The 14,845-nt window shown below is 74.7% G+C and carries 14 protein-coding genes and 1 pseudogene; 8 read left to right on the plus strand and 7 right to left on the minus strand.

The window, feature by feature from the left end:
- Window positions 1–281 precede the first annotated feature (281 nt).
- Window positions 282–485 (minus strand): cold-shock protein, encoded by a 204-nt coding sequence (locus tag GTY84_RS32720; RefSeq protein ID WP_028964611.1) that lies wholly within the window; start codon window positions 483–485, stop codon window positions 282–284.
- 349 nt (window positions 486–834) lie between these two features.
- Between GTY84_RS32720 and GTY84_RS32725 the strand changes: the two genes are divergently transcribed.
- The gene (locus GTY84_RS32725; protein ID WP_161230061.1) at window positions 835–1,551 is read left to right on the plus strand and encodes a trypsin-like serine protease; all 717 of its coding nucleotides are present in this window, start codon (window positions 835–837) and stop codon (window positions 1,549–1,551) included.
- A gap of 227 nt (window positions 1,552–1,778) precedes the next feature.
- Here GTY84_RS32725 and GTY84_RS32730 read toward each other — a convergent pair whose 3' ends face one another.
- Window positions 1,779–2,786, minus strand: a complete 1,008-nt coding sequence (locus GTY84_RS32730) for a hypothetical protein (RefSeq protein WP_237532924.1) — start codon at window positions 2,784–2,786, stop codon at window positions 1,779–1,781.
- Between the two features lie 773 nt (window positions 2,787–3,559).
- Here GTY84_RS32730 and GTY84_RS32735 point away from each other — a divergent pair.
- The 4 genes from GTY84_RS32735 to GTY84_RS32750 are packed head-to-tail and all read left to right on the plus strand — an operon-like array spanning window position 3,560 to window position 7,678.
- Entirely contained in the window at window positions 3,560–4,636 is a 1,077-nt protein-coding gene (locus GTY84_RS32735; protein ID WP_161230063.1) for an ABC transporter substrate-binding protein, read from the plus strand.
- A complete protein-coding gene (locus GTY84_RS32740; RefSeq protein WP_161230064.1) occupies window positions 4,633–5,496 on the plus strand; it encodes an ABC transporter permease in 864 nt (287 codons plus the stop codon). The genes GTY84_RS32735 and GTY84_RS32740 overlap by 4 nt, the downstream gene beginning before the upstream one ends.
- On the plus strand, window positions 5,472–6,317 hold the full coding sequence (locus tag GTY84_RS32745; RefSeq protein WP_161230065.1) for an ABC transporter ATP-binding protein: 846 nt from the start codon (window positions 5,472–5,474) through the stop codon (window positions 6,315–6,317). The genes GTY84_RS32740 and GTY84_RS32745 overlap by 25 nt, the downstream gene beginning before the upstream one ends.
- Window positions 6,314–7,678: an LLM class flavin-dependent oxidoreductase gene (locus tag GTY84_RS32750; protein WP_161230067.1), complete on the plus strand. Its 1,365-nt coding sequence runs from the start codon at window positions 6,314–6,316 to the stop codon at window positions 7,676–7,678. Before GTY84_RS32745 ends, GTY84_RS32750 begins: the two co-directional genes overlap by 4 nt.
- A gap of 299 nt (window positions 7,679–7,977) precedes the next feature.
- Here the strand turns inward: GTY84_RS32750 and GTY84_RS32755 are convergent, their stop codons facing one another.
- Window positions 7,978–8,331, minus strand: coding sequence for a transglycosylase family protein (locus tag GTY84_RS32755; RefSeq protein WP_161230068.1), 354 nt, complete (start codon window positions 8,329–8,331; stop codon window positions 7,978–7,980).
- Window positions 8,332–8,563: 232 nt separating this feature from the next.
- Between GTY84_RS32755 and GTY84_RS32760 the strand changes: the two genes are divergently transcribed.
- Window positions 8,564–9,052, plus strand: coding sequence for a DUF5949 family protein (locus tag GTY84_RS32760; protein ID WP_161230069.1), 489 nt, complete (start codon window positions 8,564–8,566; stop codon window positions 9,050–9,052).
- A 97-nt stretch (window positions 9,053–9,149) separates the two neighbouring features.
- On the opposite strand, the gene GTY84_RS32765 is transcribed toward GTY84_RS32760, so the two are convergent.
- Complete coding sequence (locus GTY84_RS32765) at window positions 9,150–9,923, minus strand: restriction endonuclease (RefSeq protein WP_345943605.1); 774 nt, start codon at window positions 9,921–9,923, stop codon at window positions 9,150–9,152.
- A 188-nt stretch (window positions 9,924–10,111) separates the two neighbouring features.
- Between GTY84_RS32765 and GTY84_RS32770 the strand changes: the two genes are divergently transcribed.
- Complete coding sequence (locus GTY84_RS32770) at window positions 10,112–11,173, plus strand: right-handed parallel beta-helix repeat-containing protein (RefSeq protein ID WP_161230071.1); 1,062 nt, start codon at window positions 10,112–10,114, stop codon at window positions 11,171–11,173.
- A 49-nt stretch (window positions 11,174–11,222) separates the two neighbouring features.
- Entirely contained in the window at window positions 11,223–12,251 is a 1,029-nt protein-coding gene (locus tag GTY84_RS32775; RefSeq protein WP_161230072.1) for a methyltransferase, read from the plus strand.
- Window positions 12,252–12,356: 105 nt separating this feature from the next.
- Here the strand turns inward: GTY84_RS32775 and GTY84_RS32780 are convergent, their stop codons facing one another.
- The 3 genes and pseudogenes from GTY84_RS32780 to GTY84_RS32790 form a co-directional block, all read right to left on the minus strand.
- Window positions 12,357–13,571 carry a SchA/CurD-like domain-containing protein gene (locus GTY84_RS32780; protein ID WP_161230074.1) on the minus strand — a complete coding sequence of 405 codons (1,215 nt, stop codon included), beginning with the start codon at window positions 13,569–13,571 and terminating at the stop codon, window positions 12,357–12,359.
- Between the two features lie 157 nt (window positions 13,572–13,728).
- Window positions 13,729–14,406: a class F sortase gene (locus GTY84_RS32785; RefSeq protein ID WP_202552534.1), complete on the minus strand. Its 678-nt coding sequence runs from the start codon at window positions 14,404–14,406 to the stop codon at window positions 13,729–13,731.
- Window positions 14,407–14,518: 112 nt separating this feature from the next.
- Window positions 14,519–14,845: pseudogene (locus GTY84_RS32790) on the minus strand (hypothetical protein); the annotation flags it as partial.

Raw genomic sequence — 14,845 nt, forward strand, 5'->3', positions numbered from 1 at the left:
GGGACCTCGGGCGGAGGCGCGGGGAGGGCGGTACAGAGGGGACGGTACAGGGGGGCGCGGTGCGGGGAGGGTGCGGCGTCCGCGCGCCCGTTGGACGCCCCCGACGCTCCGGACGCCCACGGACTCGGGGCGCTCCCGGGCCCGGGCTCGCCTCCGCCGCCGCTCGCGGCACCCGGGGCCCGGAAGGTTCCCCGGGAGCTTCGGGCGGCCCCGGACGACAGAGTGCCCGGGGAGCGGACGAATCGCTCCCCGGGCACTGTGCCGTGCGTGGTACTCCCGGATCAGGCGGGGGTGATGTTCTCCGCCTGCGGGCCCTTCTGACCCTGGGTGATGTCGAAGGTCACGGCCTGACCCTCCTGCAGCTCACGGTAGCCCGAGGCGTTGATGTTGGAGTAGTGCGCGAAGACGTCGGGGCCGCCCCCGTCCTGCGCGATGAAGCCGAAGCCCTTTTCCGAGTTGAACCACTTCACGGTTCCGCTGGCCATGCCTTTGCCTTTCAGCCGGTGTCGGGTCCGCACCGTGCGGACCCGGAGGTGGTCGTCCTGGTCCTTAAAGGCACTGCACAGCAAACCGCCCGCACCACGGCGCGGGCGGTCTGGGCGAACCACGACATCTGTTGCTGACGCTACACGCCAGACCCGGTCCTCACCAGTGAGTACGGGCCGCGAGCATGAGTGTTGTCGCGATATCGGCACCCTTTGACCGTACCGTCCCCCGCCATAACGACGCGTTATGGAAAGTCGGTACTCCCGCCACCCGGCCCGTCATGTACATGCTGGGGCGCCCCCACACGCCAACACGCGCCCCCACGCGTGTCGACGGAATCGAGGAATCTTGCGAATCACCAAAGTGATCACCGCTGTCGCCGCCGCCATGCTGTCCGCCGTCGCGTTCGCGCCCGGCGCCACGGCCGCCCCCGCGGGTCCCGGCACCGGCGGACCGCAGCCCATCATCGGCGGCGGCTACGCGTCGAACGCCCCCTGGGCCGCGCGGCTGTTCTCCAACGGCCAGCAGACCTGTAGCTCGACCATCATCGCCTCCAACTGGATCCTGACCGCCAAGCACTGCGTCACCGGCGGCGGGCTCTCCTTCCGCATCGGAAGCCTGAACCAGAGCTCCGGCGGCACCGTGGCCAACGGCGTGCAGACCTACACGCACTCCCAGGCCGACCTGGCGCTGGTCCGTCTGGACCGCTCCGTCTCCGCCGGCTACGCGCAGCTCGGCCAGCCCGGCACCGTGCGCGTGGGCCAGAACGTCCAGGTCTACGGCTGGGGCGCCACCTCCCAGTGCGGCTCCGAGATCAACTGCCAGTCCACCCTGCTGAAGGTCGCCAACGTGACCGTCACCAGCGGCTGCTACGACGCCTACAACGGCTCGGCGATCTGCGCCCGCCGCGGCGACGGCATCACCGCGGGCGGCGACTCCGGCGGCCCGATGATGGCCGGCGGCGTCCAGGTCGGTGTCGCGTCCACCAGCGACCGCCAGACCACCACGGCGTACACCAATGTGACCGCCTACCGCTCCTGGATCCAGTCCATCGCCGGAGTCTGATCCCCCGCACGGCGCATCCCGCCCGAGCGGGGTGCGCCGGCGCGTGACGCCCGGGGCAGGGGCGACCCCACCGCGCCACGCCCCCGCCCCGGCGACCAGTGGCCCTCGATTCGCGACCGCCGCCGTCTCGGGGGCCGCTGTGGTGGGCGCGCACCGCCGGTACCGGGGGTCCGTCGCCGTACCGCCGCGCGGCGTCCCGGAGCGCGCACGGCCCGGCCGCCCGCCGCTCACACGCCGGGCAGGTCCAGCACCCCGCGCTCGTCGCGGATGTCCGTCAGGACCCGGACGACCTCGGCGGAACCGCCCTCCGGATCGGCCGTGACCAGCGCGGCCAGGTCCCCGAGGCAGCGCCCGCCGCCCTCCGGCGGACGCGCGCAGAACAGCACGTATCCGCGGACGCGGTCGATCCGCCCCGGCTCCAGCCGCCACACGCCGAGCCCCGAGCCTCCGGTGGCCACCGCCTCCGGGTACGTGCCGCGCAGCAGGGGCAGCACGGACGCGTCGATCCGCTGCGAGAACTCCTCCCGCCGCTCGAACGGCTCCACGATGCGCATCTGCGGCCGTGCCGCGTCGACGGTGTGCTCCGCGTCGTCCCCCACCGGGAAGTCGACCACGTAGTACGGCTGCGCGGACAGCGCCGCGAGCCGGGGACCGTGGGTGAGCCGCAGCGCCGTGGGCCGGTCGCTCCCGGCGGCGGGCAGCTTCCCGGCGCGCGCCGGAGTGGTGACGCTGACCGAGACCCACCGGCTGTCGCCCAGCCGGCCCCGCTCCGCGCGGGCGGTGACCCAGCGCTGCGCGCAGGCGCCGAGCTCTTCCAGGACGCCGTCCAGGCCCTGCTGGGTGATCCGGACCGCGATCCAGGGCGCCGCCCGCTGCCGGTCCACGGCCAGGACCCGGTGTCCGCAGCCCTCGAAGGCGTCGCGGACCAGACGCAGCTCCGCCGCCCGGTCCAGGCCCCGTTCCAGCGCGTTGGCCAGGGCCTCCTCGCAGGTGGCACCGCCTTCGCAGCGCTCCTCGGAGGCGTCGAGCCGGAGCGTCACGGCCGCGTCGGGGTCGTCGGTGACGGCGAAGGTGACCTCCGATCCGGTGGCCTCGGGGACGAGGCTGCGGGCACCGATGACGGTGAGCCGCCCGGGATGGAACGCGTCGGCCAGTTCCCGGGCCCGGCGTTCGTCGTCCTCGGTGTCGAACACCCCGCAGCCCGCGAGGAGCAGCACGACGAGTGCCGCGGCCATGCCGCCTCCCGACCGTCGCCCCCACCGCGCCCGCCGTCCGCGCCCGTTTGCCCGCCGTTCCATGGTTCCCCCCGGATGTCTTTCGGCCACCCCGCAGACCCTAGGGAACTCCCGGGCCCCGGGGATGAGTACGGGCACTCATTCCGCCACGGGTGACCGGGCCCGGCGGGCGCCCGCCGGGCCGCCGGGGGACGGGGGCGGAGCGCTCCGGGGCCGATCCACCAGGCACCGGGCGGGCGGAACCGCCGTGCCGGACCACCGGGGCGCCCGGCCGCCGTTCTCCCCGGCGCGGACCGCCTCCTGTTACGGGCGCGTGGCGCGCCGACGACGGTGTCGTTGCGGTGCGGGCCCTCGCCCTCCGTCGCCTTGACCTGATTTCGCGGCCCGGATAGCGTCCCTGACATGACGAAGGACCGGCAGTTCAGGAAGAGGCGCGCCATCGATCTGATGCGCGTCGCCACCGCGGTGTGTAGCTGACCCCACCGCCTTTCCTCCCGCTCCCCCTTCGCCGCCCCGGGTCCCCGTTCCCGGGTCCCCGGCTTCCCCGCGGCTCCTGAGCCGACGCGGCCCGGCCGTCGAGGCCGCTGCCCGGGGCGCCGTTCCGGGGCGAGGTTCCGCGGGCCGCTCCGTGCCCGGGCGTCCTCCGTCCCGGGTGCCCCTCCTTCCCCTTCCTCCCGCGCGCCGCACCGCCTCCGGTGCCGCAGCGCGCGGTTCCCGCCGCCCCCTTCCCCTCCCGGGCGCCGTTCCGTCCTCCCTCCTCCGTGAAGGCCACCATGCCCCCTCGCATCCTCTTGTCCGGAAACCGCCGCCGGACCGTCCTGGCCGCGTTGCTCCTCCCCCTCCTGCTCACCTCCTGCGTGCGGAACGCGGGGTCCTCGGCGGTCGGCCGGGACCTGTCCGGCGACGCGATCCCGGCGTCCGTCGCCCGCGGCACCACGCTCACGGTCGGCGCCCCGGACCTCAAGGTCGCCCTCGAACTGTCGGGCCGCATCGACTCGTTGCCGTTCAAGGTGAAGTGGGCCAACATCAGCGGCGGTCCGCAGTGCTCGGAGGCCTTCCGCGCCGGCGCCCTGGACATCTGCTCCGCCGCCGAGATCCCGTCGATCAACGCGCACTGGACGGGCCTGGACACCAAACTGGTGGCGGCCAAGTTCCGCCAGGACCCGTACCGGAACCCGATCTACGAGCTGGGCATCGCCCCCGGTGCCGGCATCCGCACCCTGGCGGACCTGCGCGGCAAGCGGATCGCCTACAGCCCCGGGCAGGCCCAGGGCGCCCTCGTCCTGCGCGTCCTCGACAAGGCCGGACTCACCCGCGACGACGTCGAACTGGTCGAACTCGCCAGCACCGGCGACGTCTACCCCACGGCGCTCGGGAACCGCCAGGTGGACGCCGCCCCCATCGCCGACGTCAACATCAAGCGCTATCTGGCCCGTTACGGCAGTGACGGGGCCACGACGGTCAGGCACGGCGTCCGCGACGACCCCGCCCACCTCTGGGCCCTCACCGACTCCCTGGCCGACCCGGAGAAGGCCGCGGCCGTCCGGGAACTCATCCGGTACTGGGCCCGCGCACAGATATGGATCGACCGGCATCCCACGGAATGGGTCAGCGGGTACTACGTCGAGGACCAGGGACTGAGCCGGGAGGACGGGGAGTTCCTCGTCCGGCGCGCCGGACATCCCGACATCCCGGCGGACTGGACCGACGCCATCCGGCGCCAGCAGCGGACCATCGACCTGCTGGCGAGGGAACAGGACCACCCGCCGTTCAAGGCCGGGCTGCTCTTCGACCGCCGCTACGAGCGGGTCGGCGCGGCGGCAGCGGCGGACCGGGGAGCCTCGTCATGAGCACCACCCTGACCCCTAGCGCCCGGCGGACACCGGCCGAGGTCGCGGCCCCGGCCGAGGCGTTCCGGCCGCGCCGTCCGCGCCGCACCCGCCTGGTGCCCGGCCGTCCGCTGCCCTTCGGCTGGGCCGTCGGTCCGGTGCTGCTGCTCGCCCTCTGGGCGGCGGGCACCGGGCTGGGACTGGTCGACGTGCGCAGCCTGCCCGCGCCCTGGACCGTGGCGGCCACCGCGGGCGACCTCATCGACAACGGCAAGCTCCCCTCCCACCTCGCCACCTCCGCCCAACGGGCCCTGCTGGGCCTGCTGTTCGGCACGGTGAGCGGACTGCTGCTGGCCCTCGTCTCGGGGCTCAGCCGCATCGGGGAGGCGGTGATCGACGGACCGGTGCAGATCAAGCGGGCGATCCCCTCGCTGGCGCTGATCCCGCTGCTCATCCTCTGGTTCGGCATCGGCGAGACGATGAAGGTCGTCACGATCGCCCTCGGCGTCTTCGTCCCCGTCTACATCCACACCCACAGCGGTCTGCGCTCCATCGACGGCCGCTACGCCGAACTGGCCGAGACCGTGCGGCTGGGCCGGCTCGCCTTCGTCCGGCACGTGGTGCTGCCCGGCGCGCTGCCCGGCTTCCTGCTCGGCATGCGGTTCGCGGTGACCGCCGCGTGGCTCGCCCTGGTGGTGGTGGAGCAGGTCAACGCCACCAGCGGCATCGGCTACATGATGGAACTGGCCCGCACCTACGGGCAGACGGACGTGATCATCGTCGGGCTCGTGGTGTACGGCCTCCTCGGTCTCGTCTCGGACGCCCTGGTGCGCCTCGTGGAGAGGAGGGCCCTGTCATGGCGGCGGACGCTGGCGGGCTGACCGGCGGCGCCGAGGGCGCCACCGTGCGGATCGTGAACCTGGTGCGCTCCTTCGGCGGGCGCCGGGTGCTGGACGGGCTGGACCTGACCATCGCGCCGGGCGAGTTCGTGGCCCTGCTCGGCCGCAGCGGCTCCGGCAAGAGCACCCTGCTGCGGGCGCTGGCCGGGCTCGACCACGAGGTGGCGGGCAGCGGTCTGCTCACCGCACCGGACCATGTGTCGGTGGTCTTCCAGGACGCCCGGCTGCTGCCGTGGAAGCGGCTGCTCGACAACGTGGTCCTGGGCCTGGACGGCCCGCGGGCCGAGGAGCGGGGCAGGGCGGCCCTCGCGGAGGTCGGGCTGGCCGGCCGCGAACGGAGCCGGCCACTGGAGCTCTCCGGCGGCGAGCAGCAGCGCGTGTCGCTGGCCCGCTCCCTGGTGCGCGAGCCGCGGCTCCTGCTGGCCGACGAGCCCTTCGGCGCGCTCGACGCGCTGACCCGGCTGAGGATGCACGCCCTGCTGCGGCGCCTGTGCGAACGGCACCGGCCGTCGGTGCTGCTGGTCACCCACGACGTGGACGAGGCCATCTCGCTCGCCGACCGGGTCGTGGTGCTGGACCGCGGCCGGATCGCCGCCGACCTCCCCGTGACCCTCGCGGCGCCCCGCCGCCCCGGCGCTCCCGGGCACGCGGCCCTGCGCGCCCGTCTCCTCGCCCAGCTGGGCGTGCGCGAGGAGGACCCGGACGCCGCCGGGGACCCGGATCCCGCCGGGGGATCCGGCGGCGCCGGAGCACCCGGCACCGCCGTCACCACCGAGGACATCACCGAGAAGGGGGCCGCGTGAGCGCCCGGACGCTTCATCTGAACCTGTTCGTCTATCCGGGGGGCCACCACGAGGCCGCCTGGCGCCATCCCGGCACCGACGCCTCGCGCCTGCTGGACATCGGCTTCTACCAGGACCTGGCGCGCAGCGCCGAACGGGCCGCGTTCGACGCGGTGTTCTTCGCGGACGGCCCGGCCCTGGCCGACAACGTCCGGCACGCCAGCCGCTTCCGGCTGGAACCGTTCACCTGGCTCTCGGCCATCGCCGCGGCCACCGAGCGCATCGGGCTGATCGCCACCGCCTCGACCACCTACACCGAGCCCTACAACCTGGCCCGCCTCTTCGCGTCGCTGGACCACCTCAGCGGCGGCCGGGCGGGCTGGAACATCGTCACCACCGGCGCCGAGCAGGCCGCGGGCAACTTCGGCCTCGACGGCCACCCGGTGCACGCCGAACGGTACGACCGGGCCCACGAGTTCGTCGACGTGGTGACCAGGCTCTGGGACAGCTGGGAGGACGAGGCGCTGGTCGCCGACCAGGCCGGCGGTGTCTTCGCCGACACCGGTCGCATTCACGAGATCCGCCACGCGGGCCGCCATCTGCGGGTGCGCGGACCGCTGAACGTGCCGCGCTCGCCGCAGGGCAGGCCGGTGTACGTCCAGGCCGGGTCATCGGAGGCCGGGCGCGCCTTCGCCGCCGCGCACGCCGAGGCGGTGTTCACGGCGCACCAGACGCTCGGCGCCGCCCAGGAGTTCTACGCCGACCTCAGGGCGCGGGCGGCGGCGCTGGGACGGCGGCCGGACCGGATCCTGGTCCTGCCGGGACTGAGCCCCTTCATCGGGTCGACCGAGGCGGAGGCACTCGCGCTGCGCGAGGAGTTCGACGATCTGACCCAGCCGGAGTACTCGCTGCACCTGCTGCGGCATCTGCTGGGCCTGGAGCTGACCGCCGACCGGCTGGACGGCCCCGTGCCGAGGTCGCTGATCGAGACCCGGGGCGAGCGGGGCAACGGCAGCCGCTTCCGGCTGGTCCTGGACATCATCGACCGCGAACAGCCGACCGTGCGGCAGTTGCTGCGCCGTCTCGCCGGGGCCCGGGGGCACCGGGTCGTGGCCGGTACGCCGGAGTACGTCGCGGACGAGATCCAGCGGTGGTTCGAGGGGGGCGCGGCCGACGGGTTCAACATCATGCCGCCCTGGCTGAGCGGCGGGTTCGACGTGTTCGCGGACAAGGTGGTGCCGATCCTGCGGTCCCGGGGACTGTTCCGCTCGGCGTACACGGGCACCACCCTGCGCGAGCACTACGGGCTGGACCGGCCCGCGGCGGTGCCGCCCGCCCACGCGGCGCCCGGCCCGGCGGCGGACGCCCGCGTGCCGGTGTGACGGGGCCGACCGGGGCGACCCCGGGCGCGGCACCCTGACCGCGCGCCCGGCTCCCTCCCGGCGTCCTCCCGGTGCCCTCGCGTCGGCCGGGCGGGGGCACCGGCGCGGGACGGCCCGAGACGCGGAGGAGCACGACGGATCTCCCGGCCGAGGCCCGTCCGGGGCGGGGCACGGAACGGCCGACCGGGGACGAGAGGGTCAGGGGCCGGGCAGGGAGCGGGCGGTGCCGCGCGGACGCCCCCGGCCCGCCCGGCTCCTCGGTCCCGGGCGGGGCCGCCCGTCCCGGGCGGGGCCGCCGGTCAGGAGCAGCCCCAGGCCGACATGCCCTGGATGCGCGCCAGTTCCTCCGCCACGGCGATCTGCTCCTGTCGGGTGGCCAGGTCGGCGCGCGGGGCGTAGGCGAGACCCCCGGCGGCGATCCAGCTCGACCCGGCGAACTGGAGGCCGCCGTAGTAGCCGTTGCCCGTGTTGGCCTGCCAGTCGCCACCGGACTCGCAGGCGGCGATCGCGTCCCAGTCCGCGCTCCGGGGCCCGGCGACGGCACCGGTGGCCGTGCCCAGGACGGTGGCGGCGGCGAGGGCGACCAGGGCCGTGCCCGCCCCGCGGCGGCGCCCGCGGTGGCCACGGCGCCCGGCCCGATGGACCGGATTCATGTGATCATCATTTCGTCCATGCGTCATAGAGTGACAGCTACCGCGCGCGGCCGGACGTGACGCGCCGAACCCGCCCGCCGTACTCCGGACGGAGCACGGCGCCGCCGCGCTCGGGGCGGCGACGCGCCGAGGGCCGGGGCCGGTTCCCCGTTCGTGTGAAGAACGGCGGAGGCGTCCTCCGGACGGGTGAACGCGGAACGGGCGGCGCCCGGACCGCCGTTACGGTTTCGCGGTGACCTCGATCTCAGCAGATACGCCGCCCCTGCGCACCGCCGACCTGGGCACGCTCGTCATCATGTCCTGGAGCCGGGACACTCCCGACGGCGCCGTGCCCTTCCTCCTCGCCTGCTCCCTCGGCAACGGCGAGAACGGCCCGGAGGCGTCCTCGGTCGCCGTCCGGCTGCTGCTGGCCAAGTCCGGCCTCACCGTGGGCGACAGCGTCACCGACGCCACGGTCCTGTCGGACTTCCCGGTGAGCCTGCTGGTCGTGCCCGGGGCCGCTGCGCTCACCATGCCGGGCGTCAACGCCCAGTTCGCGCCGACCCCGGCCTGGCGGGCGGCGGTCGACGAGCGCGGCTTCGCCTGCCTGATCTTCACCACCCGCCCCTGGTCGGGCGGCGAGCCCGGGGAGGCCGCCGCGGTGGCCGCCTTCGCCAACCACGAGTCCACCCTCGCCTCGGCGGCGCAGATCATCCTGCCGGTCCGCAGCCTGCGCCTCTGAGGCCCCCGGAGCGAACGCCGGGCCCGTCGGCCCGAGCAACCGCCGCGCCGCGTCAGGGGCCGGTGCCCGGGGGCGCGGGCGGCGGGTCCCGCCGTGCTCACCACGGCTGCCCGGCCGGGCGGTCCGCCCAGGGCTCCGGGCCGGTCCCCTCGGTCCAGGCGCGCAGCCCCTCCCCGTCGACGCAGACTATGCCGCAGCGCTCGGCGTACTCGGCGGCCGGTGCGGTGATGCCACCGGTGGTGACCAGGACGGCCACATCGGCCTCGTGGACGGTGAAGCAGGTGCCGCCGAAGCGCTGCAGTTCCTCGGAGCCGACCTTGTTCTCCCCGCCGTAGCGCTTGCACTGGACGACCAGGCGCCGTCCGTCCGGGGCCACGGCCAGGACGTCCGCGCCGAGGTCGCCCGCCCCGCCCACCACCTCCATCGCCGAGCAGCCGTCCCGGGCGCAGAGACCGGCTATCGCCCGTTCGAACGCTTCGGGGCTCAGCGCCTCGTGGTCCACCGTGGTGACCGCGTCGCCCCCGGCGGGAGCCACCGGGTCCGGCCGGTCGGCGACGGCACCCTCCCCCTCCCTCCAGGCGTCCATGGCCGTGTCCGTGGCCGTGGCCAGGGCGGACGTGGTCCGGCGCGCGAGCCGCCCCGGGGCGGGCCGACGGCGCCCCCGCCACCGCACGGCGAACAGCCAGACGGCGCCCAGCACGAGCACGACCGCCCATCCGGGCCGCCGCTGCGCCACCCCGAGCGCCGTCCGCGCCACCAGGCCGACAAGGACCAGACCGGCGGCGGCGAGCGCGAAGAACATGGCGGTCGCGCGCAGGTCGAAACGGCGACCGGCGGGCAGGCGGCGGGTCCGGTACTCGGGCACGGTCACGGCGGTGGGGCCTCCTCGGCGAGCCGGGTCAAGAAAATCACCCAGCGTCTGCCCCGCGCCGCCCCGGACACGCACGGGACCGGGCAAGGAGCGGGCGCCCCAACGGCGTTGGCGGTGGCCGGGGATGACACGCCGACGGATGGCCGATCAGCCCCGGGCACTCACCTTTACGACATACCGTGCGCAATATGAAGAAATGCCGAATGGTGTACCTGGTGTGCACCGCGACGATCATCGGAACGGGGCTCGGCGCGGCCCCCGCCTCCGCCGGCCGCACCACCCATGTGGTCCGGCCGGGCCAGTCGGTCCAGCGGGCCGTGGACGCGGCCCGCCCCGGCGACACCGTCCTCCTGACCCCCGGCACCTACTACGAGAGCGTCACGGTGAGCACGCCCGGGCTCACCCTGCGCGGCACCGGCCGGTCCACCGTCGTCAGGCCGAACCCGCAGCGGGACCCCTCCGACGCCTGCTCCGAGGCCGGCAACGGGATCTGCGTGGTCGGCACCAGGGACGAGAGCCTCAGGGACGTCACCGTCGCCTCCCTGACCGTCACCGGCTTCACCCGCACCGGCGTGTTCGCCATGGCCACCGACCACCTCACCGTGCGCGGGGTGACGGCCGAGTCCAACGGCGTCTGGGGCATCGCCCAGGAGCGCTCGGTGCGCGCCGTCCTCCGCGGCAACACCGCCCGTTCCAACGGCGACGCCGGCATCTTCCTCGCCAACACGATCAAGGCCGAGGAGGGCGCCCAGGACACCCGGGGCACCGTGGTCGAGGGCAACCGCGTCGAGGACAACCGGATCGGCGTCACCGTCCGCCGCCTGCGCGGCCTGGCCGTCGAGGACAACCTCGTCACCGGCAACTGCGCGGGCGTCTTCGTGGTCGGCGACGAGAACGCCCCCAGGACGGGCGACCTCGCCGTCCGCGGCAACCACGTACGGGCGAACAACAAGTCCTGTCCCGCGACCGACCGGCTGCCCGCCCTGGAGGGCACCGGCATCGTCCTGACCGGCACCGAGAAGGTCCTGGTCGCGGACAACCGGGTCGAGGACAACGCCGGGGCCTCCCCGCTGTCGGGCGGCGTCGTCCTGTTCAAGAGCTTCGTCGGCGTCACCGGCGAACACAACGAGATCAGCGGCAACCAGCTGAGCGGCAACTCCCCCGCGGACCTCGTGGACACGGAGACCCCGCGCGCCAACACGTTCACCGGCAACACCTGCGGGGCCTCCCGGCCCGCCGGGCTGTGCTGACCGGCCACCCGTAGCCCACCGTGGACCGACGAAGGAAGGACAGCGGCACATGACGACCGCACAGACGGCACCGCCCGCGCCCATGCGGCTGAGGGAACTCGTGTTCGGGGCGGCCTGCGCCGCCGCCCTCCGCGCCACCGCCCGCCTCGGCGTCGCCGACGCCCTCGGCGACACCCCCCTGGCCGTGGAGGACCTCGCGGCCGCCGTGAAGACCGAGCCCCGCCCGCTGCGGCGGCTGCTGCGCGCCCTCACCTGCTACGGCGTCTTCGCGGAGAACCCGGACGGGACCTTCTCCCACACCGGCATGTCCCGGCTGCTGCGCGAGGACGATCCGCACAGCCTGCGCTACATCACCCTGTGGTGCACCGAACCCTGGACCTGGGACGCCTGGCCGCTGCTCGACGAGGCCGTGCGCACCGGGCGGAACGTCGTCGAGGACCTGTACGGCAAGGAGTTCTTCACCTACCTCAACGAGGACGCCCCGGCCTCGGCCGAGATCTTCAACCGCGCCATGACCACCTCCAGCCGGCAGTCGGCCGAGGACGTGGCGGCCCTCCTCGACCTGTCCGGCAGCCGCTCGGTCGCCGACATCGGCGGTGGTCAGGGCCATGTGGTCGCGAGCCTGCTGGAGAAGTACCCCGCGATGCGCGGCAGCCTCCTGGACCTGCCGCGTGTGGTGGAGAACGCCGACCCCCGGCTGCGCGAGGGCGGCGCGCTCGCCGGCCGGGTGAGCATCGTGCCCGGCGACTGCCGGACGGAGGTGCCCGTCCACGCGGACGCCTACATCGTCAAGAACATCCTGGAGTGGGACGACGAGAGCACGGGCCGGACCCTGCGCAACGTCATGGCGGCGGGCGGGGCGGGGGCCCGGGTCATCGTCATCGAGAACCTCGTCGACGACTCGCCGTCCATGCGCTTCAGCACCGCCATGGACCTGCTGCTCCTCCTGAACGTCGGCGGGGCCAAGCACACCACCGACAGCATGGTCGCCCGGCTCCGCGAAGCGGGCCTGGTGATCGAGGACATCCGTCCGGTCAACCCGTACCTGCACGCCTTCGAGTGCTCGGTGCCCGGCTGACGGACCGGACGCGCTCCGGCACCGCCGGACACGACGGCCGGCCGCCGCACCGCGGGCTCGCGGTGCGGCGGCCGGCCGTCGTACGGGACCGGTCGCGGCGCGGGCTCAGGCGTCGGCCGCGCGCCGGTCGGTGACCAGGTCCATGCGGGCCAGTCGCAGCGACCGGGCCAGGGCGGCGTCCGGAGCCGTGCCGGCCGCCGGGCCCGTGCCCGCAGCGGGTCCCGTCTCCGGCCCGGAGCCGTCGGAGTTGTCGGGGCCGTCCAGCAGGGTCGTCAGCTCCGCCACCTGGCGGGCGTCCGGGAGGCCGAGGGCGACCGCCGGATCGCAGGCGTCCAGTCCGCCGCGCACATCGATGAGCCGGACGACGACGTCGTCGCGCTGGAAGATCGTGCTGCACGTCACCGGGGTGCGCGGATCGTCCGCCGCCGCCTCGTCGCGCTCGGCCAGCACCCGGGCCAGCCGCATCCCGCGCCCCGGCCGGGCCGGGTAGGAGAGCGCGTACCGCTCGGCCCCCGGGTCCTCCTCCCCCGCCGTCACGTGGTGGACGGCGGGCAGGGCCGCGCGGGTGTAGAAGACCCGGGCGGACTCGGGGTCGGCCAGGTCGCGGTCCTGCTCCAGATGGGGGTTGAGGGCCTCCTCCGCGGCCTGCACCTCGGGTCGGCGGGCCACGTGCCGCAGCGCCGCGAGCAGGTCGCCGCGCACCTCGATGGCCCGCACCACCCGGTTGCCGTGCAGGAACAGCGAGGTCCGGTGCAGCCGGGTGGTGTCGTCGACCCGGGGCTCGGGCGAGGCGTAACCGGCGAGGATCCCGGCCACCGCCTCCTCGCTGCCGGGGCGGACGGTGAAGGTGAGCGCGTGGCGGATCACCCCGTCCCCGATCCGGGGCGACATCTGGAGGCCGCCCGACCCCTCCTCCTCCGCCGGTCCGGCGCCCCGTCCCTGGCCGCCCGTCTCCCGGACGACGTGGAAGCGGAGGGACCGCGTGTCCCGGACGCAGCCGTGCAGCGGCCTGACCATCCGCACGTGCTCCTCGCTGCTCACCCAGTTCAGGAAGGGCGGGGCGCTCTCCCACTCGCTGGTGATCAGCCACTGGGAGGGGTTCTCGATCGACTGGCACAGCTGCTCGCTGAGGTGCCCGGGGACGGACTCGACATGGCTGCGCAACCGCTCGTAGGTGTCGAGGAACTGCTGCTGGGCTCCGTCGTGGACGTCCACCAGCAGGACGACCCGGAGCCGGGAGCCGTCGAAGACGGACTGGGAGACACGGTGCGACGCCGTTCGGGTCGCGGGCCCGGAAGCGGGCGTGGAGGTGGTGGTCATGCGGCGCACATCTCCTTCGCGGGGGCGGTACTGAACGTCGGCCGCGGTGATGCGACGCCAGCGTGCCTCGATCCTGTGCCCGCCCGAGGGGGTGCGCGAGTCGTGCGTGTTGCCCGAGTGACCGGCCCGCGCGGCACGGCGGGGCCGCGCCGCGGGCTCAGGCCAGGTGGGCGAAGACCACCAGGTTGTCGGTGTAGTCCTTGGCCTTGCGGTCGTAGATGCCGGCGCAGGTGATCAGCCGCACCTCGGGCCGGTCGGCGTCGCCGTACACCTGTTCGCTGGGGAAGTCGCCCTTCGCGAAGGTCTCCAGGCGGTCGACCACGAACGCGAGCGTCCGGCCGTCGGCCCGTTCCACCTGGAAGGTGTCACCCGACGCGAGCTGGTCGAGACCGGCGAAGACGGCGGGGGAGGTCTTGGTGTCGACGTGCCCGGCGACGATCGCGGTGCCGACCTCCCCCGGGGAGACCCCGTTGGCGTACCAGCCGACGAGGTTGGTGTCGTCGGCGGGCGGGGGCTGGAGCTGCCCGTCGGGGGCGAGCGCGAGGTCGGTGAAGGGGGCGTCGACGGAGATGCCGGGGATCAGCAGGCGCACGGGAGCGGAGCGGGGCAGGACGTCCGTGGACGGGGAGGCGGGAGCGGGAGCCGGAGCCGCGGAGGCACCGGCCTGCACGGTGCGGGGCGGCCGGGCGGAGTCGTCGGACGGGCGGTTGCCGCCGAACAGGCTCACCGCCAGGACCAGCAGGGCGATGACGCACAGCACGGTCATGCCACCGCGTGAGCCCTCGCCCGGCGGCGCCGTCTCGTCACCGGCGGGGGAGGAAGGGGGGACTGCCATCGGGACCACCTCACTTTGGGCAGGGCAGCGGGTCGGACGGGCCGGGGACAGCGAGCCGGGCCGCCACGGTGGGTTCCGGTGGCGGCCCGGTCGCTATCACGCCCGGCATGGCTCACGCCACTCCGTGCGCCGACTTCCGTCGCCGCATCGCGTAGAGCCCCGTCGCGGCGACGGCCAGGACCGCGAGGCCGCCCGCGGTGGTGGCGGGCTCGGCCAGACCGCCGCCGCCGGCGTGGACACCGCCGCGCGGCTTCTCGTTCTCGCCGCCCCAGGACTTGTCGCCCTGCTCCTCGCCGGAGCCGCCGTCCCACTCGCCCTTCACCTGCGACAGCGCACCGCCACCGGCGTGCACACCACCGTGGGGCCGCTCGTTCTCCTCACCACGGGCACCCTCCTCACCCCGCTCCTCGCCGGAGCCGCCACCCCACTCACCCTTCAC

This window comes from Streptomyces sp. SID8352 (assembly GCF_009862265.1).
GTDB lineage: Bacteria > Actinomycetota > Actinomycetes > Streptomycetales > Streptomycetaceae > Streptomyces.

Coding starts and splice junctions, on each gene's coding strand:
- GTY84_RS32775 (WP_161230072.1), top strand. CDS start 11,223: ATGACGACCGCACAGACGGCACCGCCCGCGCCCATGCGGCTGAGGGAA.
- GTY84_RS32745 (WP_161230065.1), top strand. CDS start 5,472: ATGGCGGCGGACGCTGGCGGGCTGACCGGCGGCGCCGAGGGCGCCACC.
- GTY84_RS32780 (WP_161230074.1), bottom strand. CDS start 13,571: ATGACCACCACCTCCACGCCCGCTTCCGGGCCCGCGACCCGAACGGCG.
- GTY84_RS32770 (WP_161230071.1), top strand. CDS start 10,112: ATGAAGAAATGCCGAATGGTGTACCTGGTGTGCACCGCGACGATCATC.
- GTY84_RS32730 (WP_237532924.1), bottom strand. CDS start 2,786: ATGGCCGCGGCACTCGTCGTGCTGCTCCTCGCGGGCTGCGGGGTGTTC.
- GTY84_RS32735 (WP_161230063.1), top strand. CDS start 3,560: ATGCCCCCTCGCATCCTCTTGTCCGGAAACCGCCGCCGGACCGTCCTG.
- GTY84_RS32740 (WP_161230064.1), top strand. CDS start 4,633: ATGAGCACCACCCTGACCCCTAGCGCCCGGCGGACACCGGCCGAGGTC.
- GTY84_RS32755 (WP_161230068.1), bottom strand. CDS start 8,331: ATGAATCCGGTCCATCGGGCCGGGCGCCGTGGCCACCGCGGGCGCCGC.
- GTY84_RS32785 (WP_202552534.1), bottom strand. CDS start 14,406: ATGGCAGTCCCCCCTTCCTCCCCCGCCGGTGACGAGACGGCGCCGCCG.
- GTY84_RS32720 (WP_028964611.1), bottom strand. CDS start 485: ATGGCCAGCGGAACCGTGAAGTGGTTCAACTCGGAAAAGGGCTTCGGC.